The sequence below is a fragment of the Bradyrhizobium sp. URHA0013 genome, from assembly GCF_000518345.1.
Taxonomy (GTDB): Bacteria; Pseudomonadota; Alphaproteobacteria; order Rhizobiales; family Xanthobacteraceae; genus Bradyrhizobium.
On record NZ_JADK01000008.1, the window covers coordinates 197,115 to 222,937 of the forward strand.

Annotated in this window: 28 protein-coding genes; 10 read left to right on the plus strand and 18 right to left on the minus strand. The window is 64.9% G+C overall.

Features of this window, described 5'->3' with window-relative positions; translation table 11 throughout:
• Positions 1 to 269: 269 nt before the first annotated feature.
• Positions 270 to 3,761, minus strand: coding sequence for an indolepyruvate ferredoxin oxidoreductase family protein (locus tag N551_RS0113735; RefSeq protein ID WP_027567461.1), 3,492 nt, complete (start codon positions 3,759 to 3,761; stop codon positions 270 to 272).
• A 280-nt stretch (positions 3,762 to 4,041) separates the two neighbouring features.
• Between N551_RS0113735 and N551_RS0113740 the strand changes: the two genes are divergently transcribed.
• Entirely contained in the window at positions 4,042 to 5,268 is a 1,227-nt protein-coding gene (locus tag N551_RS0113740; RefSeq protein WP_027567462.1) for a cytochrome c, read from the plus strand.
• A gap of 1 nt (position 5,269) precedes the next feature.
• Here N551_RS0113740 and N551_RS0113745 read toward each other — a convergent pair whose 3' ends face one another.
• The gene (locus N551_RS0113745) at positions 5,270 to 5,917 is read right to left on the minus strand and encodes a trimeric intracellular cation channel family protein (protein ID WP_027567463.1); all 648 of its coding nucleotides are present in this window, start codon (positions 5,915 to 5,917) and stop codon (positions 5,270 to 5,272) included.
• A gap of 164 nt (positions 5,918 to 6,081) precedes the next feature.
• Between N551_RS0113745 and N551_RS0113750 the strand changes: the two genes are divergently transcribed.
• Positions 6,082 to 6,474, plus strand: a complete 393-nt coding sequence (locus N551_RS0113750; RefSeq protein WP_027567464.1) for a hypothetical protein — start codon at positions 6,082 to 6,084, stop codon at positions 6,472 to 6,474.
• A gap of 58 nt (positions 6,475 to 6,532) precedes the next feature.
• Here N551_RS0113750 and N551_RS0113755 read toward each other — a convergent pair whose 3' ends face one another.
• The 3 genes from N551_RS0113755 to N551_RS0113765 are packed head-to-tail and all read right to left on the minus strand — an operon-like array spanning position 6,533 to position 8,090.
• Positions 6,533 to 7,342, minus strand: a complete 810-nt coding sequence (locus tag N551_RS0113755) for an oxaloacetate decarboxylase (RefSeq protein WP_027567465.1) — start codon at positions 7,340 to 7,342, stop codon at positions 6,533 to 6,535.
• Positions 7,343 to 7,393: 51 nt separating this feature from the next.
• The gene (locus N551_RS0113760; RefSeq protein ID WP_007603077.1) at positions 7,394 to 7,744 is read right to left on the minus strand and encodes an antibiotic biosynthesis monooxygenase; all 351 of its coding nucleotides are present in this window, start codon (positions 7,742 to 7,744) and stop codon (positions 7,394 to 7,396) included.
• Positions 7,745 to 7,781: 37 nt separating this feature from the next.
• On the minus strand, positions 7,782 to 8,090 hold the full coding sequence (locus N551_RS0113765; protein ID WP_027567466.1) for an NIPSNAP family protein: 309 nt from the start codon (positions 8,088 to 8,090) through the stop codon (positions 7,782 to 7,784).
• Between the two features lie 194 nt (positions 8,091 to 8,284).
• On the opposite strand from N551_RS0113765, the gene N551_RS0113770 reads away from it, so the two are divergent.
• The 3 genes from N551_RS0113770 to N551_RS0113780 all read left to right on the plus strand — a co-directional run bounded on the left by N551_RS0113770 (position 8,285) and on the right by N551_RS0113780 (position 10,545).
• Positions 8,285 to 8,983, plus strand: coding sequence for a winged helix-turn-helix domain-containing protein (locus tag N551_RS0113770; RefSeq protein ID WP_027567467.1), 699 nt, complete (start codon positions 8,285 to 8,287; stop codon positions 8,981 to 8,983).
• 84 nt (positions 8,984 to 9,067) lie between these two features.
• Complete coding sequence (locus N551_RS0113775) at positions 9,068 to 10,078, plus strand: alpha/beta fold hydrolase (protein ID WP_027567468.1); 1,011 nt, start codon at positions 9,068 to 9,070, stop codon at positions 10,076 to 10,078.
• Between the two features lie 215 nt (positions 10,079 to 10,293).
• A complete protein-coding gene (locus tag N551_RS0113780) occupies positions 10,294 to 10,545 on the plus strand; it encodes a GCG_CRPN prefix-to-repeats domain-containing protein (RefSeq protein ID WP_007603074.1) in 252 nt (83 codons plus the stop codon).
• Positions 10,546 to 10,692: 147 nt separating this feature from the next.
• Here N551_RS0113780 and N551_RS0113785 read toward each other — a convergent pair whose 3' ends face one another.
• Together N551_RS0113785 and N551_RS0113790 are read right to left on the minus strand one after the other, a co-directional pair.
• A complete protein-coding gene (locus N551_RS0113785) occupies positions 10,693 to 10,971 on the minus strand; it encodes a twin-arginine translocation signal domain-containing protein (RefSeq protein WP_027567469.1) in 279 nt (92 codons plus the stop codon).
• A 135-nt stretch (positions 10,972 to 11,106) separates the two neighbouring features.
• Positions 11,107 to 11,421, minus strand: coding sequence for a hypothetical protein (locus N551_RS0113790; RefSeq protein ID WP_027567470.1), 315 nt, complete (start codon positions 11,419 to 11,421; stop codon positions 11,107 to 11,109).
• Positions 11,422 to 11,549: 128 nt separating this feature from the next.
• Here N551_RS0113790 and N551_RS0113795 point away from each other — a divergent pair, with 128 nt between their 5' ends.
• Both N551_RS0113795 and N551_RS38775 read left to right on the plus strand, forming a co-directional pair.
• Positions 11,550 to 12,197, plus strand: a complete 648-nt coding sequence (locus tag N551_RS0113795) for a glutathione S-transferase family protein (RefSeq protein ID WP_027567471.1) — start codon at positions 11,550 to 11,552, stop codon at positions 12,195 to 12,197.
• A 96-nt stretch (positions 12,198 to 12,293) separates the two neighbouring features.
• Entirely contained in the window at positions 12,294 to 12,446 is a 153-nt protein-coding gene (locus N551_RS38775; protein WP_018456483.1) for a hypothetical protein, read from the plus strand.
• Between the two features lie 10 nt (positions 12,447 to 12,456).
• Here N551_RS38775 and N551_RS0113805 read toward each other — a convergent pair whose 3' ends face one another.
• Together N551_RS0113805 and N551_RS0113810 are read right to left on the minus strand one after the other, a co-directional pair.
• Positions 12,457 to 12,804 carry a hypothetical protein gene (locus N551_RS0113805; protein ID WP_027567472.1) on the minus strand — a complete coding sequence of 116 codons (348 nt, stop codon included), beginning with the start codon at positions 12,802 to 12,804 and terminating at the stop codon, positions 12,457 to 12,459.
• Between the two features lie 122 nt (positions 12,805 to 12,926).
• Complete coding sequence (locus tag N551_RS0113810; protein ID WP_007603066.1) at positions 12,927 to 14,459, minus strand: acyl-CoA carboxylase subunit beta; 1,533 nt, start codon at positions 14,457 to 14,459, stop codon at positions 12,927 to 12,929.
• Between the two features lie 149 nt (positions 14,460 to 14,608).
• Here N551_RS0113810 and N551_RS0113815 point away from each other — a divergent pair, with 149 nt between their 5' ends.
• The 3 genes from N551_RS0113815 (at position 14,609) to N551_RS0113825 (ending at position 16,822) form a co-directional block, all read left to right on the plus strand.
• The gene (locus N551_RS0113815; protein ID WP_027567473.1) at positions 14,609 to 15,013 is read left to right on the plus strand and encodes a DUF4260 domain-containing protein; all 405 of its coding nucleotides are present in this window, start codon (positions 14,609 to 14,611) and stop codon (positions 15,011 to 15,013) included.
• Between the two features lie 140 nt (positions 15,014 to 15,153).
• Entirely contained in the window at positions 15,154 to 15,747 is a 594-nt protein-coding gene (locus N551_RS0113820) for a hypothetical protein (RefSeq protein WP_027567474.1), read from the plus strand.
• Between the two features lie 79 nt (positions 15,748 to 15,826).
• Complete coding sequence (locus tag N551_RS0113825) at positions 15,827 to 16,822, plus strand: dienelactone hydrolase family protein (protein ID WP_027567475.1); 996 nt, start codon at positions 15,827 to 15,829, stop codon at positions 16,820 to 16,822.
• A 140-nt stretch (positions 16,823 to 16,962) separates the two neighbouring features.
• Here N551_RS0113825 and N551_RS0113830 read toward each other — a convergent pair whose 3' ends face one another.
• From N551_RS0113830 to N551_RS0113870, 9 genes are all read right to left on the minus strand, one after another.
• A complete protein-coding gene (locus N551_RS0113830; protein ID WP_027567476.1) occupies positions 16,963 to 17,619 on the minus strand; it encodes a carboxymuconolactone decarboxylase family protein in 657 nt (218 codons plus the stop codon).
• Positions 17,620 to 17,680: 61 nt separating this feature from the next.
• Positions 17,681 to 18,499 carry a penicillin-binding transpeptidase domain-containing protein gene (locus tag N551_RS0113835; RefSeq protein WP_027567477.1) on the minus strand — a complete coding sequence of 273 codons (819 nt, stop codon included), beginning with the start codon at positions 18,497 to 18,499 and terminating at the stop codon, positions 17,681 to 17,683.
• A 69-nt stretch (positions 18,500 to 18,568) separates the two neighbouring features.
• The gene (locus tag N551_RS0113840) at positions 18,569 to 18,829 is read right to left on the minus strand and encodes an EscU/YscU/HrcU family type III secretion system export apparatus switch protein (RefSeq protein ID WP_007603059.1); all 261 of its coding nucleotides are present in this window, start codon (positions 18,827 to 18,829) and stop codon (positions 18,569 to 18,571) included.
• A complete protein-coding gene (locus N551_RS0113845; RefSeq protein ID WP_027567478.1) occupies positions 18,826 to 20,424 on the minus strand; it encodes a flagellar hook-length control protein FliK in 1,599 nt (532 codons plus the stop codon). The genes N551_RS0113840 and N551_RS0113845 overlap by 4 nt, the downstream gene beginning before the upstream one ends.
• Positions 20,425 to 20,480: 56 nt before the next feature.
• Entirely contained in the window at positions 20,481 to 21,275 is a 795-nt protein-coding gene (locus tag N551_RS0113850; protein ID WP_027567479.1) for an ATP12 family chaperone protein, read from the minus strand.
• A 51-nt stretch (positions 21,276 to 21,326) separates the two neighbouring features.
• Complete coding sequence (locus tag N551_RS0113855; protein WP_027567480.1) at positions 21,327 to 22,544, minus strand: RluA family pseudouridine synthase; 1,218 nt, start codon at positions 22,542 to 22,544, stop codon at positions 21,327 to 21,329.
• Entirely contained in the window at positions 22,541 to 22,858 is a 318-nt protein-coding gene (locus N551_RS0113860; RefSeq protein ID WP_027567481.1) for a HigA family addiction module antitoxin, read from the minus strand. Before N551_RS0113860 ends, N551_RS0113855 begins: the two co-directional genes overlap by 4 nt.
• Positions 22,859 to 22,936: 78 nt before the next feature.
• Positions 22,937 to 24,271, minus strand: coding sequence for a replication-associated recombination protein A (locus tag N551_RS0113865; protein WP_027518575.1), 1,335 nt, complete (start codon positions 24,269 to 24,271; stop codon positions 22,937 to 22,939).
• Entirely contained in the window at positions 24,268 to 25,674 is a 1,407-nt protein-coding gene (locus N551_RS0113870; RefSeq protein ID WP_027567482.1) for a DegQ family serine endoprotease, read from the minus strand. The genes N551_RS0113865 and N551_RS0113870 overlap by 4 nt, the downstream gene beginning before the upstream one ends.
• Positions 25,675 to 25,823 lie beyond the last annotated feature (149 nt).

Sequence of the window (25,823 nt, forward strand, 5' to 3'; positions counted from 1 at the left end):
GTCGGAACGCCTCTGCTTCCGGAATCGTCATTGCGAGCGCAGCGAAGCAATCCAGGAATCTTTCCGCGGACGCATTTCTGGATTGCTTCGCTGCGCTCGCAATGACGGGGGCGACGGGCAGAACCCTAAAGGTGTTTTGCCCGACGGCACAAGCGGTTTCGTTTTATCGGAACGCCCTCTTTTGCGAAAACAACCCCATGCACAGTAGACCGGTGGTTGATTTCAAACAGGAATTTGGTGGGTGGATCAGCGCCCCCACCCCACAAATTCTACTCCGCCGCGATCTGCCGCGGAGCCGGCGGCGGGTTCGCGAGGTCGGCGGCGAGCTGGGCGTAGCGGGCCTTGGCGTCCGCGACGGCCTTCTCCTTCACCGGGCCATAGCCGCGGATGCGGTCGGGCAACGACAGCAGCTCCACCGCGGTGTCGATCGTGAGCGGCGACAGCAGGCCGAGCACGGTGGCGACGTCCTTCTCGTAGCCGGCGATCAGATCGCGTTCGAGCTTGCGGTCGGCGCTGCGACCGAAGATGTCGAGCGGCGTGCCGCGCAGGACCTTGAACTTCGCCAGCACGCGAAACACCGGAAGCATCCACGGGCCGAACGCGCGCTTCTTCGGGCGGCCGAGCGCATCGACGCCCCTGCTGAGAATAGGCGGGGCGAGGTTGAAGTTGAACTTGAAGTCGCCCTCGAACTGGTTGCGGAGCTGTTTTTCGAACGCACCGTCGGTGTAAAGGCGTGCGACTTCGTATTCGTCCTTGTAGGCCAGCAGTTTTGCGTAGTTGACCGCAACGGCGCGGGTCAGCGCCTCGTCATAGCCGCCCTGCCTGGCGGCGTCGCTGACCTGGTCCACCAGCTTCCGGTAGCGCTTGGCCAGCCGGCCGTTCTGATAGGCCGTAAGATGCTTGGCGCGGTGCTCGATGAGTTCGTCGAGCGTCATCGCCTCCAGCGTCTTCGGTGCGACGACGTCGTCAGTCCCCTTCAGCATGTCTACCAGGCGCTGGGGGTCGGCGACCGCGAGCCGGCCGAGGCGGAAGGCTTCCTTGTTCATCTTGATCGAGACGCCGTTGACCTCGATCGCCTGCTCGATCGCTTCCGCCGACAACGGCAAGAGGCCCTTCTGATAGGCGTAGCCCATCATCATCATGTTGGTTGCGATGCTGTCGCCGAGCAGCTGCTCGGCCGGCTTGGTGAAGTCGAAGAACACCGAATCCTTGTGCAGCGCGGTTTCCAGCAACCCGTTCAGCTTGCGGGTCTGGAAGTTGAAATCGCGGTTGAGAACGAATTCGGCGGTGGGAATGACGTGGCTGTTGATGATGCCGCGGGTGCGGCTGCTGTCGCAGAGCGAGATGGTGTCCTTGGCAACCGCGACCACCTCATCGGCTGCGAGCACCACATCGGCCGTGCCGGTGACGATGCGCGAGCAGGTCACCTCGGCCGGATGATCGGACAGGCGGACGTGGCTCAGCACCGCCCCACCCTTTTGCGCCAGGCCCGACATGTCGAGGATCATCGAGGCCTTGTCCTCGATATGGGCGGCCATGCCCAGCAGCGCGCCGATGGTCAGCACGCCGGTCCCGCCGACGCCGCCGACCGCGATATTGTAGGGCCTGTCCAGGTTCGGGCGCGATGCCGGCTCAGGCAGCGCGCCGATATCGCCGACGCCCGCCGGCGCACGCTTGCGCATCTTGCCGCCGTCGACGGTGACGAAGGACGGGCAAAAGCCTTTTACGCAGGAATAATCCTTGTTGCAGGTCGACTGGTTGATGGCGCGCTTGCGGCCGAACTCGGTCTCCAGCGGCTCGACCGAAATGCAGTTCGATTGCACCGAGCAATCGCCGCAGCCTTCACACACCGAAGGATTGATGAGCACACGGCGCGCCGGATCTTCCATCGTGCCACGCTTGCGGCGGCGGCGCTTCTCGGCGGCGCAAGTCTGCACGAAGACGATCGCGGATGCACCCTTGACCTTGCGCAGCGTTTTCTGGACCGCGTCGAGCTCGTCACGATGCGCTGTCTTGACGCCGGGCGCGATCTCGTTCGCCGGATAGGCGTCGGGATTTTCGGAGACCAGATAGATCTCGCGGATGCCTTCGCTGTGAAGCTGGAAGGTGATCTGCTGCGGCGACAATTCGCCGTCGACATGCTGGCCGCCGGTCATCGCGGTCGCGTCGTTATAGAGGATCTTGTAGGTGATGTTGGCGCCTGAGGCGATCGCCTGGCGGATCGCGAGGCTGCCGGAGTGGAAATACGTGCCGTCGCCGAGGTTGGCGAACACGTGCTCTTCCTTGGTGAAGGGGGCAACGCCGACCCAGGGCACACCCTCGCCGCCCATGTGTGTGAAGGTCTCGGTGGAGCGGTCCATCCACAGCGCCATGAAGTGGCAACCGATGCCGGCAAAGGCGCGACTGCCTTCGGGCACCTTGGTCGATGTGTTGTGCGGGCAGCCCGAGCAGAAATAGGGAGTGCGGGCGACAGGCGCGGTCGCCTGCATTTGCGACGCCTGGCGGCCGTTGAACCAATCGGCCTTGGCGCGCAGCATCGTTGCAATTTCGGGATTGAGATCAAGTCGAAGCAGCCGCTCGGTGAGCGAGCTGGCCAGCGAGGCGACGCTGAGTTCTTCGGCAAAGGGGAGGAAGCGCTTGTCGTGGTCGTCCATCTTGCCGATGATCCGGGGACGGACATCGTCGCGCCAGTTGAACAGCTCCTGCTTCACTTGATTTTCGACGATCTCGCGGCGCTCTTCGATGATGAAGATTTCCTCGAGGCCCACGGCGAATTGCCGGACGCCTTCCGGCTCCAGAGGCCACGGCATGCCGATCTTGTACAATCGAAGTCCGATCTTGGCGGCGACCTCGGGTGTGATACCGAGCTCGCGCAGCGCCTGCCGGATATCCTCGTAACTCTTGCCGGACGCCATGATGCCATAGCGGGCATTCGGCGAGTCCATGGTGATGCGATTGACCTTGTTGGCGCGCGCAAAAGCGATCGCGGCAAAGCCCTTGTAGTCCTGCAAGCGGCGGTCCTGGGCGAAGCGGTCGTCGGGCCAGCGCAGATTGAGGCCGCCTTCGGGCATCTCGAAATCGGTCGGGATCACGAACGGCGTCATCTCGTCGGTGAGATCGATCTCGGCGGTGGTCTCCACCGTCTCCGTGATCACCTTCATGCCGACCCAGCAGCCCGAGTAGCGCGACATCGCGATACCGAGAAGACCCATCTCGATCATCTCGTGGACGCTCGAGGGGTAGAGATAGGGCATCAGCGCCGACATGAACGCGTGGTCGGACTGATGCGGGACCGTCGAGGATTTTGCGCCGTGGTCGTCGCCGGCGAGACACAAGACGCCGCCGTTTTTGGCGGAGCCCGCGGCATTGCCGTGGCGGAAGACGTCGCCGCAGCGATCGACGCCGGGGCCCTTGCCGTACCAAATGCCGACCACGCCGTCATACTTGGCGCCGGGCGAGAGGTTGAGCTGCTGCGAGCCCCAGACCGCGGTCGCGGCCAAATCCTCGTTCACGCCGGGCTGGAACTTGATATTGTACTGCTCGAGATGTTTTCGCGCGGCGAACAGCTGCTGGTCATAGCCGCCGAGCGGTGAGCCGCGATAGCCGGATATGAAGCCGGCGGTGTTCAACCCCGCGGCACGGTCGCGCCGGATTTGGGCCATCGGCAGCCGGACAAGGGCCTGAATGCCCGTCGTGAAAATATGTCCGGTGTCCTGGGTGTATTTCTGATCGAGACTGATCGGACCCTGGTTGATGCCCATTATGTCCTCTTCCGCCCTTTTGAGCGCTTGGCTGCTTAAGCCGTTGCCTGCCCGTTGTTTTTAGCTAGGGCGCGCCGACCATTTCCGCCACTCTATGTCGGATATTTCACGCTCCGCATCACAATTCTGGACCAAAGGCAGCGCCGGGTAAAAATCGCAATTTCGTGGCTGCATTGGCATCCGCGATTTTCATTTTGTGTCACCATACCCCCGCCGTCGCGCAACGAATTGACGCCTGGTCATCCGGGACGGCGTCGATGGGTCGCAGGAGAGGCTTTCGATGCGGACGATTCTGGCTGGCTTGGCTCTCGTGGCTCTGGCGTTGTGCAGTGCGGTTGCGAACGCGGCCGTCGCTGCCGAGCCGTCACCGGAGCTGATCGCCGCTGGCAAGGCGCTGGTGGAAGCCGGCGACTGTGCCGGCTGCCACACCGCCGATCCCGCCAAACCGTTCGCGGGCGGAAAGCGCATCGACACGCCGTTCGGCGCGATCTACGCGCCGAACCTGACGCCGGACCGCGACACCGGCATCGGCGCCTGGACCGACGCCGACTTCACCCGCGCAGTGCGCACCGGCGTCGCGCCCGACGGCTCCAACTATTACCCGGCGTTTCCCTACCCCTATTTCACGCGGATGACGAAGGACGACACGCTGGCGATCCGGGCCTATCTCGGAACGCTCGCGGCCGTCCCGAGCCGCAACAAGCCGCCGGAACTGCGCTGGCCGTTTGGCTATCGTGGCCTGATGCGGATCTGGAACGTGATGTATTTTAAGCCGGGCCTGTTCGAGCCGGACCAGAGCCAGAGCGCGGCGTGGAATCGGGGCGGTTACCTTGTCACCGGGCTCGGTCATTGCGGCGCCTGCCATACGCCGAAGAACTATTTCGGCGCGGACAAGCAGGCGCAGGCCCTCGCGGGCAACGAGGTCGGCGGCTGGTACGCGCCACGGCTCGATGGCGCCGCCCGCACGGGGCTGAAATCGTGGAGCGTCGAGGACGTCACCGAATATCTTCAGAGCGGGCGCAACGCCAGGAGCCATGCCAGCGGGCTGATGGCGGAGGTGGTCGTCAACTCGACCTCGAAGATGAGCGATGCCGACGTGCGCGCAATCGCGGTTTACCTGAAGAACCTGCCGCCAGCGCGGCGTGAGACGATCGTGACGCCGCCTGACGATGCCGAGATGAAGGCCGGCCAGGCCATCTACGCCAAGCTCTGCATCGCCTGCCATGAGGCCGACGGCACAGGCGCACCGCGCATCTATCCGCCGCTGCCCGCCAACGCGCTGCTGCAATCAGTCAATCCGTCCTCGACCTTGCGCATCATCCTCGACGGCGCCCACACCGTGACGACCCCGCGCGCGCCTAACACCGGGGAGATGCCGGCCTATTCCAACCGGCTCTCCGACGAAGAGGTCGCAGCAGTGACGAACTACATCCGCAATTCCTGGGGCAATGCCGCGCCGCTGGTGACGCCGGCGCAGGTGGCGAGGGCGCGGAAGCAGGAGCCGTAGCTCAAGGCTCCCGCTCCTCCTCCGTGAACACGAATTTCGGCATCTCCCATTTGTAGCGCACCGCCAGCAGGCGAAAGCTGATGCCGAGGACGAACGTCAAAATGGTCCAGAGCTCGGCGTTCAGCTTGAGACCGAACGCGGTGGCATAGAACAGTCCCGTCACCACCGAGACGCTGGCATAGAGCTCGGAGCGGAACAGCAGCGGCACATCGTTGCAGAGCACGTCGCGCAACACGCCGCCGGCGCAACCGGTTACCATGCCGGAGACGATGACGATCGGCAGCGTGGCATCCATCTGCCAGGCGATGTCGCAGCCGGTCATGGTGAAGACGACGAGGCCGATGGCATCGAGCACGATGAAGGCCAGTTTCAGCCGGTGCACCAGCCGCGCCATCAGGATGGTGAGGAAGGCAGCGCCTCCGGCCAGTGCGAGGTAGATGGGGTTCTGCACCCAGGCCAGCGGATAATGCCCCAGGAAGAGATCGCGCAAAGTGCCGCCGCCGAGCGCCGTGATGCAGCCGAGGAAGCAGACGCCGAGCCAATCCATGCTGCGGCGGCCGGCTGCGAGCGCAGCGGTCATGCCTTGCGCCGCGACCGCAACCAGCGACAACAGATGCAGCACGCTATCGCTCGGCGGCGAGCTCCACATCGCTTTGTTCCCTTCCGTCAGCGGAGCTTACGCTTCAGGTTCCCCAGCGAACAGGTTCCCGATTCCCGCCGCGGGCGCAACATGCGACGAAAGCATTAAGAGGGGCGGAACAGAATCTCGCATCCACGGGTTGTCCCGCCGCAATAATCGAGGAGAACCAATCGATGGCTGACGACCGTTTTATCAACGATCCGTACCGCCCGAATCTCGCCGATGATGAGTATCGCAATGCGGCGCGACGGGATGCCCAGCTTCAGGTCGACCCGGAGCTTGGCGAAGGCCCCGCCTCCAGCGGCAAAGTAGCCCTGTTCGCAGTGGCAATCGCCTTGGTGCTGGGTGCCGTATTCTACGGCCTGAACAACACCGGCACCAGCAACCAGGCCAGCACCACGCCGGCGACGCAGACCGCTCAGCAGGCACCGGCCACCAATCCGGCCGCACCTCCCGGCATGCGCGACGTGACGCCGCGCACCAACACCGGGCCGGGCGTGACCACGGGCGCCGCACCGAGCAAGCCGGCCCCGGATACGCCGGCACCGGCTGACGGCGCGAAGTAACGAATTGCAACAATATGCGACAGCGGCGGGATTCAGATCCCGCCGCTTTCGTTTGTCTTTAGCCGAACATCTTGTTGAGCTCGCCGCCGGGATAGCCGCTGCCGAGCTCGGTAAAGGTCCCCTTCTCCGCCATTTCCTTCGCGGCCCGCATGAAGCCGCCCCAGGCGGCGCGAGCGAGTGAACCGCCGACGCTGATCCGGCGCACGCCAAGATCGGCAGCTTCCTGCAATGACAGCCCGGAGCCGCCGATCAACAGGTTGAACGGTTTGGGTGCGACAGCCTTCACCACCGCGGCGATGTCCTCGCGGCTCTTGAGGCCCGGCGCGTAAAGGCAATCGGCGCCGGCATCGGCGTAAGCGGTGAGCCGGTCGATGACGAGCTTGAGGTCGGTCACGCCCCACAGATAGGCCTCGCAGCGGCCGACCAGGAGCACGCCGCTATCGCCGATCGCCTTGCGCGACGCCTTGATGCGCTCGACTGCGAGCGCGCGCTCGTAGATCGGCTTGTCCTTGTCGCCGGTGGAATCCTCGATCGACAGGCCGGCAACGCCGGTGCGCACACAGCGCTCGACATTGTCCGCGACCTTGTCCGGCTCGACCGCAAAGCCGCCCTCGAAATCCGCGTTCACCGGGATATCGACGGACGAGCTCAATGCCGCCAGATGCTGACAGACGTCCTCGACGGAGACGTGGTTGTCGGCCTTGCCGATGGTCCAGGCAAAGCCCGCACTCGACGACGCGAGTGCCTTGAAACCGAGATGCTGCAACGCTTTCGCGCTGCCGACGTCGACCGGATTGGGCAGGCTGAAGCAGCCGCTCTCGTGCAGCTTCCTGAAGGTCGCGCGCTTGTCAGCAGTTGTCACGTGCATGTTTCTCTCCCTTGTTGGCCGCGCAGAGATGGGGACGTGCCGCCGCGCGCGCTAGTGCGCGTCGTGCACCGCGCGGCTGTCCTTTGGCGCCTGCTCGCGATCATTCATGCTGTAGTCGCGGATGACGCTGGCGATACGCAAGTGATAATCGGCGAAGATTTTTGCGCGGCCCTTGGCCTGGGTGCGGCGGTGCTCCATCGTGTTGCGCCAGGCCTGCACGGCCGCCTCGTCCCGCCAGAACGACACCGACAAGATCTTGCCCTTGTCGGTCAGGCTCTCGAAACGCTCGACCGAGATGAAGCCGTCGATGGTTTGCAGGATCGGCTTGAGGTCGGCCGCGAGGTCGAAATAATCCTGGCGGTGTTCCGGCTTCGGCCAGACCTCGAAGATCACGGCGATCATGGGCATCTCTCCTGTCGTTGATGGCCTACGATACCACTTACAAAACCACTTGGCGCAGAAACGTGCGCTCTTCCGCGAGGATGAATTTGTGCTCCTCGGCGAAGTGGAAGTTCGCCATGCCTTCCGTATCCTGACGCAGCCGGGCGCGATAGGCCTCATACGCAGCCAGACTCTCGAAGGTGATCAGCGCAAACGCGATATTGTTGGTGCCCTCGTACGGCATGAAATAGCCGATCAGATCGCCGCCGCATTTCGGGATGATGGTGAGCCAGCGCTTCGAATACTCCTCAAACTGCGCGCGCTTGAACGGATCGAGCTGGTAGCGGATGAAGACGGTGATGGACATGATGGGCTCCTCTGGTTCCACACCGTCATTGCGAGCGCAGCGAAGCGATCCAGGAATCCCTCTGCAGAGGCAGCCTGGATTGTTTCGTCGCCAGTGCAAAATTGCTTCGCAATTTTATCACGGGCTCCTCGCAATGACGAGCAACCCCACGCTACACGCTTGCCCCACCGCAATGCTTCGGCTACCATCGAAGCATGAAATCAGGTCCAGACATCGCCATGATCGCTTCGCTCGTCGGCGATCCCGCACGCGCCAACATGCTCACGGCGCTGATGAACGGCCGCGCGCTCACCGCGAGCGAGCTGGCGCAGGAGGCCGGCATCACACCGCAGACCGCGAGCTCGCATCTTTCCAAGCTCGAGGCCGGCGGCCTGATCGAGCCGGAGAAGCAAGGCCGCCATCGCTATTACCGCCTCACCGACGACGACGTCGCCGGTGTGCTGGAGGGCCTTGCGGGCCTCGCCGCGCGGACGGGCCATATGCGCGTGCGCACCGGGCCGAAGGATCCGGCGCTGCGGCGGGCCCGGATCTGCTACGACCATCTCGCCGGCGATCTCGGCGTGCAGATGCTCGACACCCTGCGCGCGCAAAACCTTGTCAGGCAGAAGAAGCAGGAGATCGAGCTGACGGCGGAGGGCGAGCGCTTCCTGGCGAAGCATTTGCAGATCTCGCCCGACATGCTCGCCCATCCGCGCCGCCCCGTGTGCAAGGCCTGCCTCGACTGGAGCGAGCGGCGCCATCATCTCGCCGGCACGCTCGGCGCCGCCATGATGCAGCGTTTCGCCGAGCTGAAATGGGCCGCCCGCGACGCCACGCCCGGCAGCCGCGTGGTGAATTTTACGCGCACCGGCGAGAAGCAGTTCGCCGCGTTGTTCGGTGACGGGCGGGACTAAACACAACTCCGTGTGAACGACGTCTCTCGCTTGACCCGGCCATCCACGTGTTTATGGCCACGGTTGTCACACACAGAGACCCCCATGATCCGCTTCGCTTCGGCCGCGCTCGTCGCCGTCCTCATCGCCTCTCCGCTCACCTCCACCCACGCCGCCGACATCGTCCCGCGCGAACCTTACGGCATCGCGCTCGAAGGCTTTGCCTATCCTTACCCCGTGCACCTGCTGCCTGTTGTCAATGACGGCGAGCAGCTCAGCATGGCTTATATGGATGTGCCGCCTGCGCAGCCAAACGGCCGCACCGTGGTGCTGCTGCACGGGCGCAACTTCCCGTCGAGCTACTGGGCGCCTGTTATCAAGATGCTGAGCGAGGCCGGCTTCCGCGTCGTGGTGCCGGACCAGATCGGCTTCGGCAAATCCTCCAAGCCGACGGGCGAATTGCATTTCGACACGCTGGCGCGCAACACCATCGCGCTGCTCGATCACCTCAAGATCGACAAGGCCGAGATCGTCGCCCATTCGCTCGGCGGCATGCTGGGCGTCCGCATCGCCCGCGCCTATCCCGACCGCGTCGCCCACCTTGTTCTGACGGCCCCGATCGGGCTGGAAGACTACCGCCTCTATGTACCGCCGACGCCGACCGAGAAGATCATCGAGACCGAGGACAAGCTCACGGCTGATGGCTATCGCAAGCAGCTCCAGACCAATTATGCCATCAAGCTGCCGCCGGACGCGATCACGCCGTTCATCGACGCCCGCTTCAACATCAAAGGCAGCCCTGATTATTCGCGCTGGCTGCGCGCCTTCGTCAGTTCCGGCCAGATGATCTATCGCGAGCCGGTGGCGCACGAGATCGCACTGATCACCGAGCCGACGCTGTTCATCATGGGCGCCGACGACCACAACGCACCGGGCCGACCGAACGCGCCCGAGGCGCTGCGCGCGAAAATGGGAGAGAACGCCGAGCTGGCGAAGGCACTCGCCGCGAAGATGCCGAATGCGCGAGCCGAGGTGATCCCGGACACCGGCCATCTCGTCTTCCTGGAGGCGCCTGAGAAGTACAAGGAGCTGGTGCTGGGTTTTCTCGGCCGGTAGCGTCATTGCTGTCGTCCGGAGCCGCGTGCGGGGAATGTTCATGCCGCATTCAGGTCATGATTGGCAGGTTTGGCTGGCGTCGTGTCGGCATGTTGCGATTTTAACGTGTCGAATCGTATCTTTTGATTCATGGTGCGCCGAAAGCGCCAAGCCCTCCTAGTACCTGCCCCAATCCTGCCCCCAAAACCTACCCCAAGGACGAGAAGGAAGATCGAATGAAATACCTGTTTGCCGCCGTGATGCTCGCCAGCGCGGTCGTTGGTTTCAGCGAGGCGGCCAGCGCCGCCGGCGGTTGCGGCCCCGGCTGGTATCGCGGCGCCTATGGCGGCTGCCGCCCGATGCGCGGTCCGGTCGTTGTCCGCCCGGGTCCGATCGTGGTTGCGCCAGCCCCTGTCGTGGTCGTGCCCCGCGCGCGCGTGTGCCCCTACGGCTTCCGCTGGTACGCCGGCCGCTGCCGTCCGTTCTGATCTCGTTTTTCGCATTGCGAAATGGCCGCGCGGCGAAAGCCTGCGCGGCCATTTTCTTTTTGAGCGCCTGACGTCGCACCGGGATGTTTCGAATCAGAACGGGGACCGCGATCGCGGTCCCCGTTCAAGCCTCGCTTAGCGCGACGCTTACCAATGGCGGCGGTGCCAGCGTCGGCGATGCCAGCCCCAGTGACGGCGGCGCCAACCCCAATGACGGTGGTGGCCGTGCCAGTGCACCTGCTCCGGCTTCAACTGCGCGGCTTCATCGCTGCTCGTGACTGCGGGATGAGCGTCGGGATTGCCTTGCGGCTTGCTGGGATCACCGAGCGGCTGCAGCGCCAGCGGCGCGGCCTGTGCAGCGGTCGTGAACGCGGCAGCTCCGGCCGCGACACCGATTGCAAATTTCAAAAAGTTCCGGCGCTCCATGACTTCTTTCCTCTTGGATGGTCGTGCCAGTGATGCGGAGGCGAGTGTCGCGGTGACGACATGAACCGAAGCTGAATCGCGCGTTCAGCTTCGTTGCGCGGGTGACAGGAGAACTCGCAGCAGTAGCCGGGTGCTCTATTTCCCGAACTCCTGCGCCAGCACCAGCAACTCGCGCGTGCGCGTCACGTCGGGCCAATCGCGGTGGAAATCAGCCACCAGTTGCGTCAGCGCATCGCCCTTCAGCATGGCCTGCAGCGCAGCCTCGCTCTCGAACTGATACATCGCCTGATGCAGGGAGGGATCGTCGAGGCTCCAGAACCGCCAGGCCTTAGCCACACCGAACGCCTTCATCGCGTCGGGCAGATGTTCCGTCTCGTACCACCTGTCGAAGGCGGCGCGCCTGCCGGCATCGGTGACGATGGCGCGGACGACGAAGAAGGCTGACGGCATCGGATTTCCTCCTGTTGTTTGGAATGAGACTAGCCGATGACGGCGACGACGACAAAAAAGGACGGCACCGGTGTCGGAACGCGTATCGCTCGCCCGTCCTATGCCCGAACAGCAGACGGAGACACCACATGCCCGACCTCACGCTCACCACCTTCGACTGGGTTCCCCCGCCCCCGCGCGGTTTCGTGCGCGACCTTCGGGTGCGCTGGGCGCTCGAAGAGGCCGCATTGACCTATCGCGTCGCGAGCGCGCCGTTCGACGGGCGCGGCGCCGAGCATCTTGCGCACCAGCCGTTCGGGCAGGTGCCGTGGCTGACCGACGGCGATCTCTCGATCTTCGAGAGCGGCGCGATCCTGCTGCATCTCGGCGGCCTCAGCGCAAAGCTGATGCCATCAGATCCGCGCGGCCGCAACGAAGCCACGGAATGGCTGTTCGCCGCGCTCAATTCGGTGGAGATGGCGAGCCTGCCCTGGACGATGTCGAAGTTCATGGGCCATCCGAGCGATACGGCCGCGTGGAAATTCGTCGACGACTTCCTAAAACTCCGCCTCAAGCACATGGAGGCGGTGCTGGCCAACCGCGAATGGCTGGCAGGCACGTTCTCCGTCGCCGACATCCTGATGTCGGACGTGCTGCGCGTCGTCGATCAGTTCGATGGGCTCGCGGACAGTCCCGCCTGCCGCGCCTACGTCGCGCGCGCCACCGCCCGCCCGGCCTTCGCCAAGGCCCACGCCGACCAGATGGCGCATTTCGCTGCGGCGGACGCGACCCGCTGACACCGCACCCGCGTGAGGTGTGACGTGCCTCACATAATGAATCCGGCGATGGCCGTAGGGTCACGGCCATCAAATCAACCCTGCGGAAGGTGACACATGGCCCGCATCGCATATCTCAGAGACCAGCTTGCCCGCGCCGAACGGCTGGCAAAGGCGATCCTCGACCGCCAAACCGCGGAGCAGCTTCAGGCGTTCGCAGCCGAATGCCGCGAGGAGTTGCAGGTGCTGTCGCGCAGGGCTGCGGCGTAAGGCTGCTCGGTTACACGAGCTTCATCGGCGTATCGGCGACCACGCGAAGGTCGATGCGGCTGATCAGTTGAGACCGAAGCGCCTCTGCATCACCGATCGCGCTCTCCGTCTGCCGCAACGTGCTGACGTTCGAGCCAAGCGAGACAATTCCGCCGAGCACCAGAGCGATCGAGCCGAGCGCGGCGGTCTGGCCCATCCCGAGCAAGCCGAGGATCGTGATCAGCAACAGCGCAGCGCCGCCGCCGATGGCGAGCTTTGATGCCAGGATGTACTTCCGGCATCGCTCGGCGATCTCGGCCAAAGCCTCGATACGCGCTTCGATGTCGGATATCTCGTCGGTCGGATCGCTGTCGGTCATTGGATTTGGATCGAGGATGCCAACTCAGAAGCAGAATCGGTAGCCCGCATGAGCGAAGCGACATGCGGGACTTGGATAGAAAACCCGGATGTCGCTACGCTCATCCGGGCTACGCCTCGCGCTCACAACGGCAAATTGTCGTGCTTCTTCGCCGGCGTTTCCACCTTCTTGTCCTTCAGCATCGACAGCGCCCGCGCGATCCGCTTCCGCGTCGAGTGCGGCATGATGACGTCGTCGATGTAGCCGCGCTCGGCCGCGATGAAGGGCGACAGGAAGCGGTCTTCGTATTCCTTGGTACGCGCGGCGATCTTGTCGGGGTCGCCGATGTCGGCGCGGAAGATGATTTCGACCGCGCCCTTGGCGCCCATCACCGCGATCTGGGCGGTCGGCCAGGCATAGTTCATGTCGGCACCGATCTCCTTGGAGGCCATGACGTCGAAGGCGCCGCCATAGGCCTTGCGGGTGATGATGGTGACCAGCGGCACGGTGCACTGCGAGTACGCGAACAAGAGCTTGGCGCCATGCTTGATCAGGCCGCCATATTCCTGCGCGGTGCCCGGCAGGAAGCCCGGCACGTCGACGAAGGTGACGATCGGGATATTGAAGGCATCGCAGAAACGAACGAAGCGCGCCGCCTTTCGCGAGGCGTCCGAGTCGAGCACGCCGGCCAGCACCATCGGCTGGTTTGCGACGAAGCCGACGGTGCGGCCCGCGATGCGGCCGAAGCCGGTGACGATGTTCTTGGCAAAGGCATCCGCGATCTCGAAGAAGTCGCCCTCGTCCACGACCTTCAGGATCAGCTCCTTCATGTCGTAGGGCTTGTTCGGATTGTCGGGGATCAGCGTGTCGAGCGACATGTCGACCCGGCCGATGTCGTCGAAACTCGGCCATTCCGGCACGCCGTCCGTGTTGTTGGATGGCAGGAAGTCGATCAGGCGCCGCATCTGCAACAGCGTCTCGACGTCGTTCTCGAAGGCGCCGTCGGCGATCGAGGAGCGCGTGGCGTGCACCGAGGCGCCGCCGAGCTCTTCCGCCGTGACGACCTCGTTGGTGACGGTCTTCACCACGTCCGGGCCGGTGACAAACATGTAGCTGGTGTTCTTCACCATGAAGATGAAGTCGGTCATCGCCGGCGAATAGACGTCGCCGCCGGCGCAGGGGCCCATAATGACGGAGATCTGCGGGATCACTCCCGAGGCGAGCACGTTGCGGCGGAACACGTAAGAATAGCCCGCGAGCGCCGCGACGCCTTCCTGGATGCGGGCGCCGCCCGCGTCATAGAGGCCGATGATGGGCGCACGCGCCTTCATCGCCATGTCCTGGAGCTTTGTAATCTTCAGCGCGTGCGTTTCCGACAGCGACCCGCCGAACACCGTGAAGTCCTTGGCGAAGACAAACGTCTTGCGGCCGTTGACGGTGCCCCAGCCGGTGACGACGCCGTCGCCGGGCACCTTGTTCTTCTCCATGCCGAACTCGGTGGAGCGGTGCTCGACGAACATGTCGAATTCCTCGAACGATCCCTTGTCGAGCAAGAGCTCGATGCGCTCGCGCGCGGTCAGCTTGCCGCGGGCGTGCTGCGCCTCGATGCGCTTCTCGCCGCCGCCGAGCTTTGCGCCGGCGCGACGGTCTTCAAGGGCGTCCAGGATATTCTTCATTTGCTCCCGCCAGTTCTTAGCCTAAATGCGATTGCCGGGGGTTCTAACACGGCATTTTGCGGGCCGGGAAGCGGCTTTCGGTCCCGCAGGGCTGCCTTGCCGCAGCGGGAAAGCGCAAGGAATTTCAAAGTTTTGCCTGGGAGACGAGCATGACCGAAGGAGCGGCCGAGACCGGCGCGGCGACGGGCGGCGTCAACATCCTGCTGCGGCTGGAGGGCCTGACCCTGTTTGTGGGGATGGTGATGCTCTACTGGGCCTGGGACGGCTCATGGCTGGTGTTCGCACTGCTGTTCTTCGTCCCCGATCTCAGCTTCCTGGCATACCTGTCGGACGCCAAACTCGGCGCGATGGTCTACAACGCCGCCCACAGCTACATGGCGCCAGTCGCGCTGCTGACGCTCGGCTTCGGCCTCGCCTCGCCGCTCACCCTGTCCATCGCCTTGATCTGGCTCGCCCATATCGGCATCGACCGGGCGCTGGGCTATGGCCTGAAATATTCGGCCGGGTTCGGCTTCACCCATCTCGGCCGGATCGGCCGGCAGAAGGATACCTGACGCAGTTGCAAATCTGGCCCTGCCCGGTTGACCGGGCGCGGCGATTCAGGCTTGCTCCAGGCTTGCGATCAGGCGCCGAATGTTGCGTGAGCTCAGTCGGTACGGCGGCGGTCATCATTTCCGGCTGCAAGCATCACCTCATGTCCGCGACGGTCGTTCCACTGCCGCCGAACCCATCGTCCGAAACCACCGACTTCCTGCGGCGCATGGCCAGCATGGTGTCGGGGCGGAACGGCGAGATGCTGTTGCGCGCGGCCGCGCTGATCGAGTCGCTGACGCAACGGGCGATGTCGGCGGAACGCCTCTATCACCGGGAGCACGAAGAGAACACGCGCAACCGCGAGCTGCGCGAGGCCGGTGAGATGGCGTCCGACGCCGTGGTCAAGCAAATTGACGCGCTGCGCAGCCAGCTTGCCGAGGTCACCGCGGCCGCGGCGGCCGAGCGCGCAACATTCGATGCCGAGCGCGGCAACCTGCTCGGCCTGATGCAGCAGGCCGAGAGCCATATCGGCCAGCTCACAAGCGAGCTGGAGACGCTGCACGCCTCGGTCGACAGCTTCAACGAGACCGCAATCTCCGTGCCGATCGAGGTGCTGCGGCTGGCGCGCACCCAGTTCGATTTCCTCTCCGCCGGCTTTGCCCGCAAGGGCGACGTCATCTCGCAGGCGATGAGCGAGATTGGCGGTTTTGCGATCGACCAGGCGCTGACGGTGAAGAAGGCCGATCCCGCCTGAGGCGAACCGCCGGCTTGCGTCAATTTGACAGCGCGCAGGCCTGTTGTTCTACTCACTGAAAATCACGGGGGAGGATCCGATGCCGACGGCATTCCGCGTCGCCATGGCGCTCTGCATTTCAACGCTGTTCGTCGGCATGGGCGCCAACGCACAATCGCTTCCCAGGGAAGTCGCCACCCGCGCCGAGATCTACCCGATCCCCTCGCTCACCCTCTCCGACCAGCAATTCCTCAGCGGTGATGCCGCGGCCGGAAAGCCGGTGACGGTCGCCGGCGAACTGCGCGTCGCGCAAGGCAGCGGAAAGCTCCCCGTCGTGGTGCTGATGCACGGCTCGAGCGGCGTCGGCGCCACGACCGAGGCCTGGGTGCACGCGTTCAACGCCATGGGCATCTCGACCTTCGTGATCGACGGCTTTACCGGCCGCGGGCTGACGGTGGTGGGGCCGAACCAGGCCCTGCTCGGCAGGCTCAACCTCGTCATCGACATCTACCGCTCGCTGGAGATCCTCGCAAAACATCCCCGCGTCGATCCTGATCGCATCGTGCTGATGGGCTTCTCACGCGGCGGACAGGCGACGCTCTATGCGAGCCTCAACCGCTTCCACAAGCTCTGGAACAAGTCCGGCATCCAGTTCGCCGCCTACATTCCCTTCTATCCCGACTGCTCCACGACCTATCAGAACGACATGGACATCGCCCCGCGCCCGATCCGCATTTTCCACGGCACGCCCGACGACTACAATCCCGTCAAGAGCTGCAAGGCTTTCGTCGAGCGACTCAAGACGGCCGGCCGCGACGTGGTGCTGACCGAATACCCCGACAGCGCGCACGGCTTCGACAGTGGGCTGCTCGGCGTCAGTACCGTCGCCGTGTCCGCGGGTGCGCAGACGGTGCGCAACTGCCAGATCCGCGAAGGCGACGGCGGCGTGCTGATGAACGCCGATACGAAAGCGCCGTTCACCTACCAGGACGCTTGCGTCGAGCTCAATCCGCGTGTCGGCGGCAATCCAGCCACTGCCGCCGAGTCGCGCAAGGCCGTGGAGGAGTTTTTGCAGGCGCTGTTCAAGCTGGGGTAGCGCTGGGAAGCAGCTCGGCCTTGGGAGCCGGCGTCGGCGCCACATACTCCGTCATTGCGAGCGAAGCGAAGCAATCCAGAATCTCGCCGCGGAGGCAATCTGGATTGCGTCGTCGCAAGGGCTCCTCGCAATGACGGAGGCTACGGCTCGCCCGGCTTGAACGGCTCCTGCTTGTCCGGCGGCACGGTCTCCTCCGCCATTGCCAGCAGCATCGCGACCATCACGTAATTGCCGGCGACTGCGGTGAGGTCGACAATCTGCTGGTCGTTGAAGACCTTCTTCGCGCGCGCATAAGTTTCGTCGCCGATCTTCTTCGTCGTGGTGAGCTCGGTGACGAAGTCGTACACGACGGCCTCGTCCTCGGCCATGTTCGCAGGCCGCTTATTCGCCTTCAGCTCCGCGATGATCTCGGGCGACAGACCCGCCTTCGCCGCGAGCGGCGCATGGGCGTACCACTCCACCTGGGAACGCCATTGCCGCCCGATGATCAGGATCGCGAACTCGTTGAGTTTTGTCGGGACCGAGGTCTCCCAGCGCAGATAGTGGAACAGGTCGAACAGGCGCTGGCCGAGCACCGGGCTGCGGATCATCGGATTGTAGGGACCGCCGATGCCGACGCTCGAGACCTTCATGATCTGCTCGCCGAGCGGTTTCTGCTTGGCGTCGAGCTGGTCCATGGTGAGCTGCGGAAAGCGCGGCTCCTTGCTGGTGGCGGGCGCTGCAAACATCGTGGCGGCGAGCCAGCCGCCCGCCGCGGCGAGTGTGAGCGACGACAGCCAGAGTGGCGTTGAGTTCATGTTGTCCTCCCGGTTTTTCTTGACCGGGGGATGCTAGTCGAGCAACACCAGCGTGATAGCGCTAGATCGCGCCGATCTCGGCAAGGCAGGCTTGCGTCAGGGGCATGCGCTCGCCGACCAGACGCGGCTCCTTGCAGTCCATATTGAGCGCGAACACGGTGTGCGCTTCGCCCTTCTCGGCCCAGCCCACCATCCAGCCCAGCGACGGCTCGCCGCGCTCGGCGCCAAGCAGCCCGGACTTGGCGCGAATGACGCTATCGCCGACCTTGGTCACCGGCAGGATGTCAGCGACAAGATCCTGACTGCGCTTCGAAATCGGCAGCGCGCGGCGGCGCAGCCTGTCGACGAAATCGACCTGCTCGACCGGATCGATGCGCAAGGCGCCGGTGAGCCAGAACTGGTCGATGCCGCCGCCGATGTCGCGATTGCCGTAGTCGAACAGATCGACATACTTCTGCATGCGCTCTTGTCCGATCCGGCGTGCGATCTCCTGATAGACCGGCACCGCGCTGACGAGAATCGCGCTGCGCAGCGTGTGGTCCTTGTTCCAGGCCTCGATCGGACGCTTCACGCCGTCCCAGGGAAATACGTCCTTGTCGGGGTCAGTGACGACGCCAGTTTCGAGCGCGATTAGCGAGTTCGGAATCTTGAAGGTCGAAGCCGGCAGCTTGGCTTCGCCCGAACGTTCCTTGTCGCTGGCGACGACCAGATAGTCCTCGACCTTGTAGCCGACGAACGTCCCGGCCGTGCCGAGGTCGGTGAAGCGCTTTGCGAGGCTGTCACGGATCTCGTTGCGCGGCGGCGCGACATGGGCGAATGCACGCGCTGGCAAAGCGGCAGCTGCGGCGAGAAGGCCGAGGGTGGAACGGCGGGTGAGCACTGGCGATGTCCGTTACGCGATAAAGTTGGCCGCGACCATGCAGCCGCTATCGTGGTGAAACGATGACAGCTACCGCCTGCCCGACAGCCGCAGTACGAACACCAGCACTTCGGCGACGGCCTTGTAGAGGTCGGGCGGGATCTCCTCGCCGAGCTCGACCTTGGAGAGCGCACCGGCCAGGATCTCGTTCTCCTCGATCGGGATGTCGTTGGCCTTGGCGATCTCGACGATCTTTTCGCCGATGGTGCCCTTGCCCTTGGCGACGACGACAGGCGCGTTGCTGCCCTTCTCGTAATGGAGCGCAATCGCAAGCTTCGACGGGTCGCTCATGTGGCGCGATCCAGGAAGTGGCCGGCGCGGGCCGGTGCGGGCTGAGGCGGGGTGCCGTCGCGGACCAGGATGTCGCCGGGCTTGAGCTCGGCCCTGGTCAGGGCCTGGTTGAGCTCGCCGATTCCGGCGCGGAGCTGCTGTGCGGTCGCCGGCCGCTCCGCCCACATCCGCACGAAGGTCTTGTCGCCGTTCAGCGCAATCAAAGCGTGCACGGGGCCGGCCGGTTCGACATTGAGTGTGAAGCGCGCACGCCAGGCCCGCCTGGCGGGATCAGCGGATTCATTGCCGCCGTCGCGCGAGATCTCGAACTGCGCCATTGCAGTGCCCTGCGGCGTTGCGAACGGAATCTCGAAATTCCACTGCGGCACAGTCGGATCGATCCTGTGACCGCTGGCGTCGGTGCGATCGGGGAGCGAAGCGACCTGGAGCAAGGTCTGCCGCGCGAGGGCGGCATCGGTGTCGTCGAGCAGGCGATGCACGGTCGCAGAGAGTGGTGTGTCCGGTACGAGTGACGGCGAGGCAATCGATTGCGGCGACGGCAATGCGCCGCGAACCGGCGGTGGCGTTGCGCGCGCGGCGGCTTCAAAAACATGTCCGTCGGGCACGGCCTTGTTCGAGCCCGGCAAGTTACCCGTCATGCGCGGCAGATCTTGCGTGATCTCTTGCAGGAGGCTCGCGGCAAGGCCTGCGGTCATGGTCCGCGGCATCGCGGCCTGCGGCGCGCCGCCAGCGGCGTCCGCCAACACAGAGGCTGCGAGATTGGCGCTACGCGGCGGTTGGGCGATCCCGGGTTCGGTTGACGGCGTTGCGGCCTGTGCAGCCTGCGTCTGCGCGGCAGCGACCTGCGGTGTCGCCACGGTGCCAGCTGGAAGGGCGGCACCTTGCGCCTGTGGCGCGGTGGCCTCGAGCGTCGTCAGCGTCTGGCGCAGTACCAGCAGCGCGGCTTTCAAATCCGGCATCGTTCCGGAGGACGGAGTCGCGCCTGCGGCGAGCGAGGCTTCGAGGAGCAGCCCGGACTTCTGGAAAGCGGACTCGATGTCGCCGCCTTCGAGTCCGGTGTTGAGCGGCGTCTGCTGCGCCAGCACGCCCAGCATCGCCTGCTTCAGCCCCGCCGGAAGATCGCTGCCGGTGACGACCGCGGCCAGATTGGCGAACAGCGGCGCCTGGCTGCCTTGCTTCGTCACGGCCTCGGCCGAGGCTTCTGTGACGGCGACCTGCTCGGTCGGTGTGAGGGCATTGCGGGCCGCGCCCACCGACGGCACTAGCGGCGGGCTGTCCACCAGCGAGGCCGCAGCCGGCGTCAATGTGACCTGATCGGCGGCCGCCTCGCCTGCCCCGCCCATGACGGCGAGCCGGATGGTGCCGCCGTTCTGCGACACCGCAAGCTGGAGATTTTGGCCTGGTGTCAGCGCCACCTCTGACATCACATCCATCGAGAGGTTGGCGATCGCGATCCGCACCAGATTATCGGCGAGCACGCTGACCACTCGGGCGTCGACCACGCTGCCGGCCTGCAGCACAAGATCGGGCGTCGCCGCGTCAGCAACAGGGCTGGCGGCACTGACGGGAAGAATCGAGCTTATCGGCGTCGGCATCGTGGGGCCCATGGAACGCTGGCCCCCACCCTAAGGCCGCCCTCGTAAACCTCTCGTTAAGGACCTTTGGCCGCAGGCGGCTTCACAGCGGCCAAAACCGCCACGGCAGCCTCGAAATCCCGCAGTCGGGCGGCGCGGCGGCCGGCCGCTTCTTCGTCCACGCCCCATTTCTCGGCGTTCCAGTCCTCATCGACATAGGCTGCCGCCCAAACCTGGTTGGCGTCGCGCACGCCATGGGCAAGCGCCAGCGCCAGCAGCGCCGAGCCGGTCAGGGTGGTGATCACGTGGAGGGCGGCGACCGACCAGGCGTCCCCTGGCAAGGCCCCACGCGCGGCCTGGAGCGCCTCATCTGGCTGCGTCACATGCATGACGCCTTCGGACAGGATGAAGTGCGCCCCCAGCGTCTCCGCGGCCCAGAACAGCACGGGATCCCAATGCGCGGCTTCGCGGGCGACAAGCCCCTCGGGATGGCCGGCGCGATAGAACAGCAGATCGGACTGGAGGTATTTTGCAAGGTCGTCCGTGACGAGATCGACGCGGTCGACGACGCCCTCGACGACGCTGTTGGCGATCCGCGTCAGCGGCATGGTCATGGGCTTGATCGTCTCGTCCTGATCCGCCCACTCCGCAGCCACTGCGTCGGCCAGCGCGCGCGAAGGGATGATCACCTGGCGGCCGGACGGCGTGCGGATCGGCTTGCCATCGAGGGTGATGGCAAAGCCGCCCTCAGCCTCGGCCACCCCCACCTCCTTGTAGAAGCGCTTGCGCAACGGCACGCGCGCGGCCTGGCGGACCAACTCCTGCGGATCAAGCGGGGATCGCCCCGCAGCTTCATCAAACAATTCGCGCATCTGGTTCCGATCCCTGTTCAGTCACCAACCTTCCGCCGCCGGCCCGTTCAATTACTCTTCAGGCGCGTTCTCGATCGGATCAAATCTCGTTGCATCGAGCCCGAGCAGGTTCCACGACTGCTGCATGTGCTGCGGCAGCGGCGCGGTGGCATCGATGAAGCCGCCGCGCGGATGCGGAATGACGATACGGCGCGCGAGCAGATGCAGCCGGTTTTGCAGGCCGCCCGGCAATTGCCAGTTCTCGATGTTGAAATATTTGGGATCGCCGACGATGGGGTGGCCGATATGTTCCATGTGGGCGCGCAGCTGGTGGGTGCGCCCCGTCACCGGCTTCAGCGACACCCAGGTCAGCTTGTTGCCGGCAGTCTCGACCACCGCATAGTAGGTCACCGCGTGGCTTGCGCCCTCGTCGCCATGCTGGGCGATGCGCATGATGGTGTCGTCCTCGCTCTCCTCCTTGGCGAGAAATGTCGAGATGCGGCCCTGCTTCGGCTTCGGCAGGCCCGGCACCAGCGCCCAATAGGTTTTTCGCGCCGACCGCGAACGGAATGCGCCGGTGAGATGCGAGGCGGCAAAGCGGGTCTTGGCGACCAGGAGACAGCCCGACGTCTCCCTGTCGATGCGGTGCACGAGGCGCGGCTTCTGGCCCTTGGAATCGCGCATCACCTCCAGCATCTGGTCGATGTGTCGCGTCATGCCCGAGCCGCCCTGCACGGCGAGTCCGGCCGGCTTGTTCAGCACGAGAACGTCGTCATCCTCGTAAATCGTCATCTCCTTCAGCGCGGCAAGCGTTTTTTGCGCCGCCTCCGACTCGGGGTTGGGTGCCTTCGGCGTGTCGAGCTTCAGCGGCGGAATGCGGACGCTCTGGCCCTCCTCCAGCCGGTCCTTGCTGTCGACGCGCTTGCCGTCGACGCGCAGCTCGCCTTTACGAACGACGCGCTGGATGTGGGAGAACGACAGGCCGGGAAAGTGCGCTTCAAGGAAGCGATCGACGCGCATGTTGTTCTCGTCGGCCGTCACCTTGACGGTCTGCACCTTGGTCGGCAGCAATGCTTCGACGGGGGGCTTTGCCGGCGCAGCCTTTTCCGGTTCGGCTTTGGGCGCGCGCCGCTCGACGCGCTCGCTCGCGAAGCGCGGCGGCTTCGCGCCCGGCTTTCCGCCCGGCCGAGGCCCAGCCGCCTTCGCGCTGCGCGCCTTGAACGGGCGCGCCTCCTTGCGCTCATCGCGCTCGCGAGGTTTTGGGTTCATTCTCTTGATGCGGCGGCTCATGTGGTTTTTCCAAACGTTCGTGTCGACTGCACCGTCGCGCGGCGCGGCAGCGACGCAACCTGCGCCCCCACCTCTTTTTCCGCGAGGCGCAGCTCATATTGCTGTTGCAGGTTCATCCAGAACTGCGGGCTGGTGTCGAACCAGTGACCAAGACGCAACGCCGTATCGGCCGTGATGCCGCGCTGTCCATTGATGATGCCGGTGATCCGGTTCACGGGTACATCGACCTGACGCGCGAGTTCTGCGGCGGAGATGCCGAGTTGTCGCAGTTCTTCGGCAAGATGTTCACCGGGATGTATGGGCGTGCGGGGCATGGCGATTTCTTGGCCGGACTAGCGTGAATTACGCGTTACGTAAACCGTAAATCGAACCCTATAGCAAGCCCGAAAGGGTTAGGCCCCACCCCGCTCCTTCCGCAACTTCGCCCAATAATCCAGCCGCTTCCTGATCTCCCGCTCGAACCCGCGGTCGGGCGGGTCGTAGAAGGTCTGGCGGCCCAGCGCTTCCGGGAAGTAATCCTGGCCGGAGAAGGCGTCGGGGGCGTCATGGTCGTATTCGTAAGATGCGCCGTAGCCTTCCGACTTCATCAGCTTGGTCGGCGAGTTGAGGATATGTTTCGGCGGCAACAGCGAGCCGGCCTGCTTTGCGACCTGCATCGCCTTGCCGAAGGCGGTGTAGACGGCATTCGATTTCGGCGCGGTGGCGAGATAGACCACGGCTTGCGCGATCGCGAGCTCGCCCTCGGGATGACCGAGGAAGTCGAAGGTGTCCTTGGCTGCGTTGGCGATGACCAGCGCCTGCGGATCGGCAAGCCCGATATCCTCGACCGCCATGCGCACGACACGACGGGCCAGAAACAGCGGGTCCTCGCCGGCATCGAGCATGCGCGCGAGATAATACAGCGCGGCATCGGGATCGGAGCCTCGCACCGACTTATGCAGCGCCGAGATCAAATTGTAATGGCCGTCGGCCGACTTGTCGTAGATGGGCGCGCGACGCTGCAATATTTCCTGCAACTGCGCGGCGTCGAAAATCTCGTCCTTGCGCGCGGCGCGCCAGACTTCCTCGACGAGCGTCAGCGACGCGCGGCCGTCGCCATCGGCCATGCGCACCAGCACGGCGCGCGCTTCCTCGTCGAGCGGCAGCTTGCGGCCCTCGACCTCCTCGGCATGCGCAAACAGCTTTTCGATCGCGGCCGCGTCGAGCGAGCGAAACACCAGCACGCGCGCCCGGGACAGAAGCGCCGCGTTGAGTTCGAAGGACGGATTTTCGGTGGTGGCGCCGACCATCACCACCGTGCCGTCTTCCATGACGGGCAGAAACGAATCCTGCTGGGCGCGGTTGAAGCGATGCACCTCGTCGACGAACAGCAGCGTGCCCTTGCCCATCTCGCGGCGTGCACGCGCCGCCTCAAAGGCCTTCTTCAAATCGGCGACGCCGGAGAACACCGCGGAGATCTGCTCGAAATGCAAATCGGTGGCGTCCGCGAGCAACCGCGCCACCGTGGTCTTGCCGGTGCCGGGCGGGCCCCAGAACACCAGCGAGCCCAGCGTGCGCGTCTCCAGCATGCGCGTCAGCGCGCCGTCTGGACCCAGGATGTGATCCTGGCCGACGACCTCCGAGAGCGCGCGCGGCCGCAGCCGATCCGGCAGCGGATGCGGAGCCTCGTGATCGAGCCCCGCCGCGGCGAAGAGAGTTGGCGTCTCCTGTGGTCGCTTCGGACTCATCCGCCCAGCGTGACGTTGATCTGCTGGCCGCCGCGCACCAGCGTGATGCGCCAGATGCGCTGGCGCTCGGCCGCCGCCTTTTCGAGATCGCTGGTCTTGCTGATCTTCTGGTTGTTGACCGCCAGGATGACGTCGCCCTTCTGGAAGCCGACATTCGCGGCCGCGCTGTCGCCGCCGAGATCGGTGACCACGACGCCTTCGGTATCGGCGTCCAGATGCAGCTCGTCGGCAAGCGCCGGGGTGATGGTCGAGACCTTCGCGCCCTGGAGAGGCGAGCGCGCGGTGATGACGAGCTCGTTGCGGCCGGCATCGGGCGCGGCGTCCAGCGCCACCGTCAGCTTGACCGGCTTGCCGCCGCGCTGCACGTCGATCTGCGCCGTGCCGCCGAGCGGCCGTGTGGCGAAGCGATAGTCGAAAGCGTTGGGATCATCCACGGTCTGGCCGTCGATCGAGACGATCAGGTCGGAGGATTTCAGCCCGGCCTTGGCCGCCGGCCCGTTCGGGACGACGCTTGCGACCAGCGCACCGGTCGGCGAACGCAGGCCGAGACTCTCGGCGATCTCCGGAGTCACCGCCTGCAATTTCGCCCCTAACCAGGGCCGCTTGACCGCCTTGCCGCCACCCTTGGCGGAGGCGACGACGACGCGCACCATGTTGGCGGGGATCGCGAAGCCGATGCCCTGCGAGCCGCCGGAGCGCGAATAGATCGCGGTGTTGATGCCCGCGAGCCTGCCGTTCATGTCGACCAACGCGCCGCCGGAATTGCCAGGATTGATCGCCGCGTCGGTCTGGATGAAGAACTGATAGTCGGTGATACCGACCTGCGTGCGCGCCAAGGCCGAGATGATCCCGTGAGTCACGGTCTGGCCGACGCCGAAGGGATTGCCGATCGCCATCACGACGTCGCCTACCAGCAGTTCGTCCGAATTGGTGAATTCGAGAGCCGGAAACTTCTCCTTGGTGTCCTTCAAACGCAGCACGGCCAGATCGCTGCGAGAGTCCTTCAGCACGATCTCGGCCTCGAACTCACGCTTGTCCGACAGCGACACCTTGACCTGGTCGGCGCCTTCGATGACGTGGACGTTGGTGACAACGAGCCCCGACGCATCGACGATCACGCCCGAACCGAGCGAGCGCTGCACCTGCTCCTGCTGCTGGCCGGGCACGCCGAAGAAGCGGCGGAATATGGGGTCGTCGAGCAGCGGGTTGCGGTTCTGCACCACCTTGGCGGCATAGACGTTGACAACCGCCGGCTGCACCCGCTGCACGATCGGCGCATAGGACAGCCGCAGTTCGGCGGGCGAGGACGGCACACGGCGGTCCTGCGCGGCGGCCGGATTGAAGTTGGCCGAAAAGGCTATGCACAGTGCCGTGACGACGGCGGTCCAGGTCGATCGAAACATTCCTACCTCTTGGAAAAGACGCCGGAATATAGGCGCGTTCGCCCCCCATTAGAAGGGCGCCCGGCGGCATATTCAGGGGCCTTTTCGGTGTGGCCGGCCTGCAAGCTCTGCGTGCGAAATCGCAATTTGCCGGGGCTGCCGATTGGCAC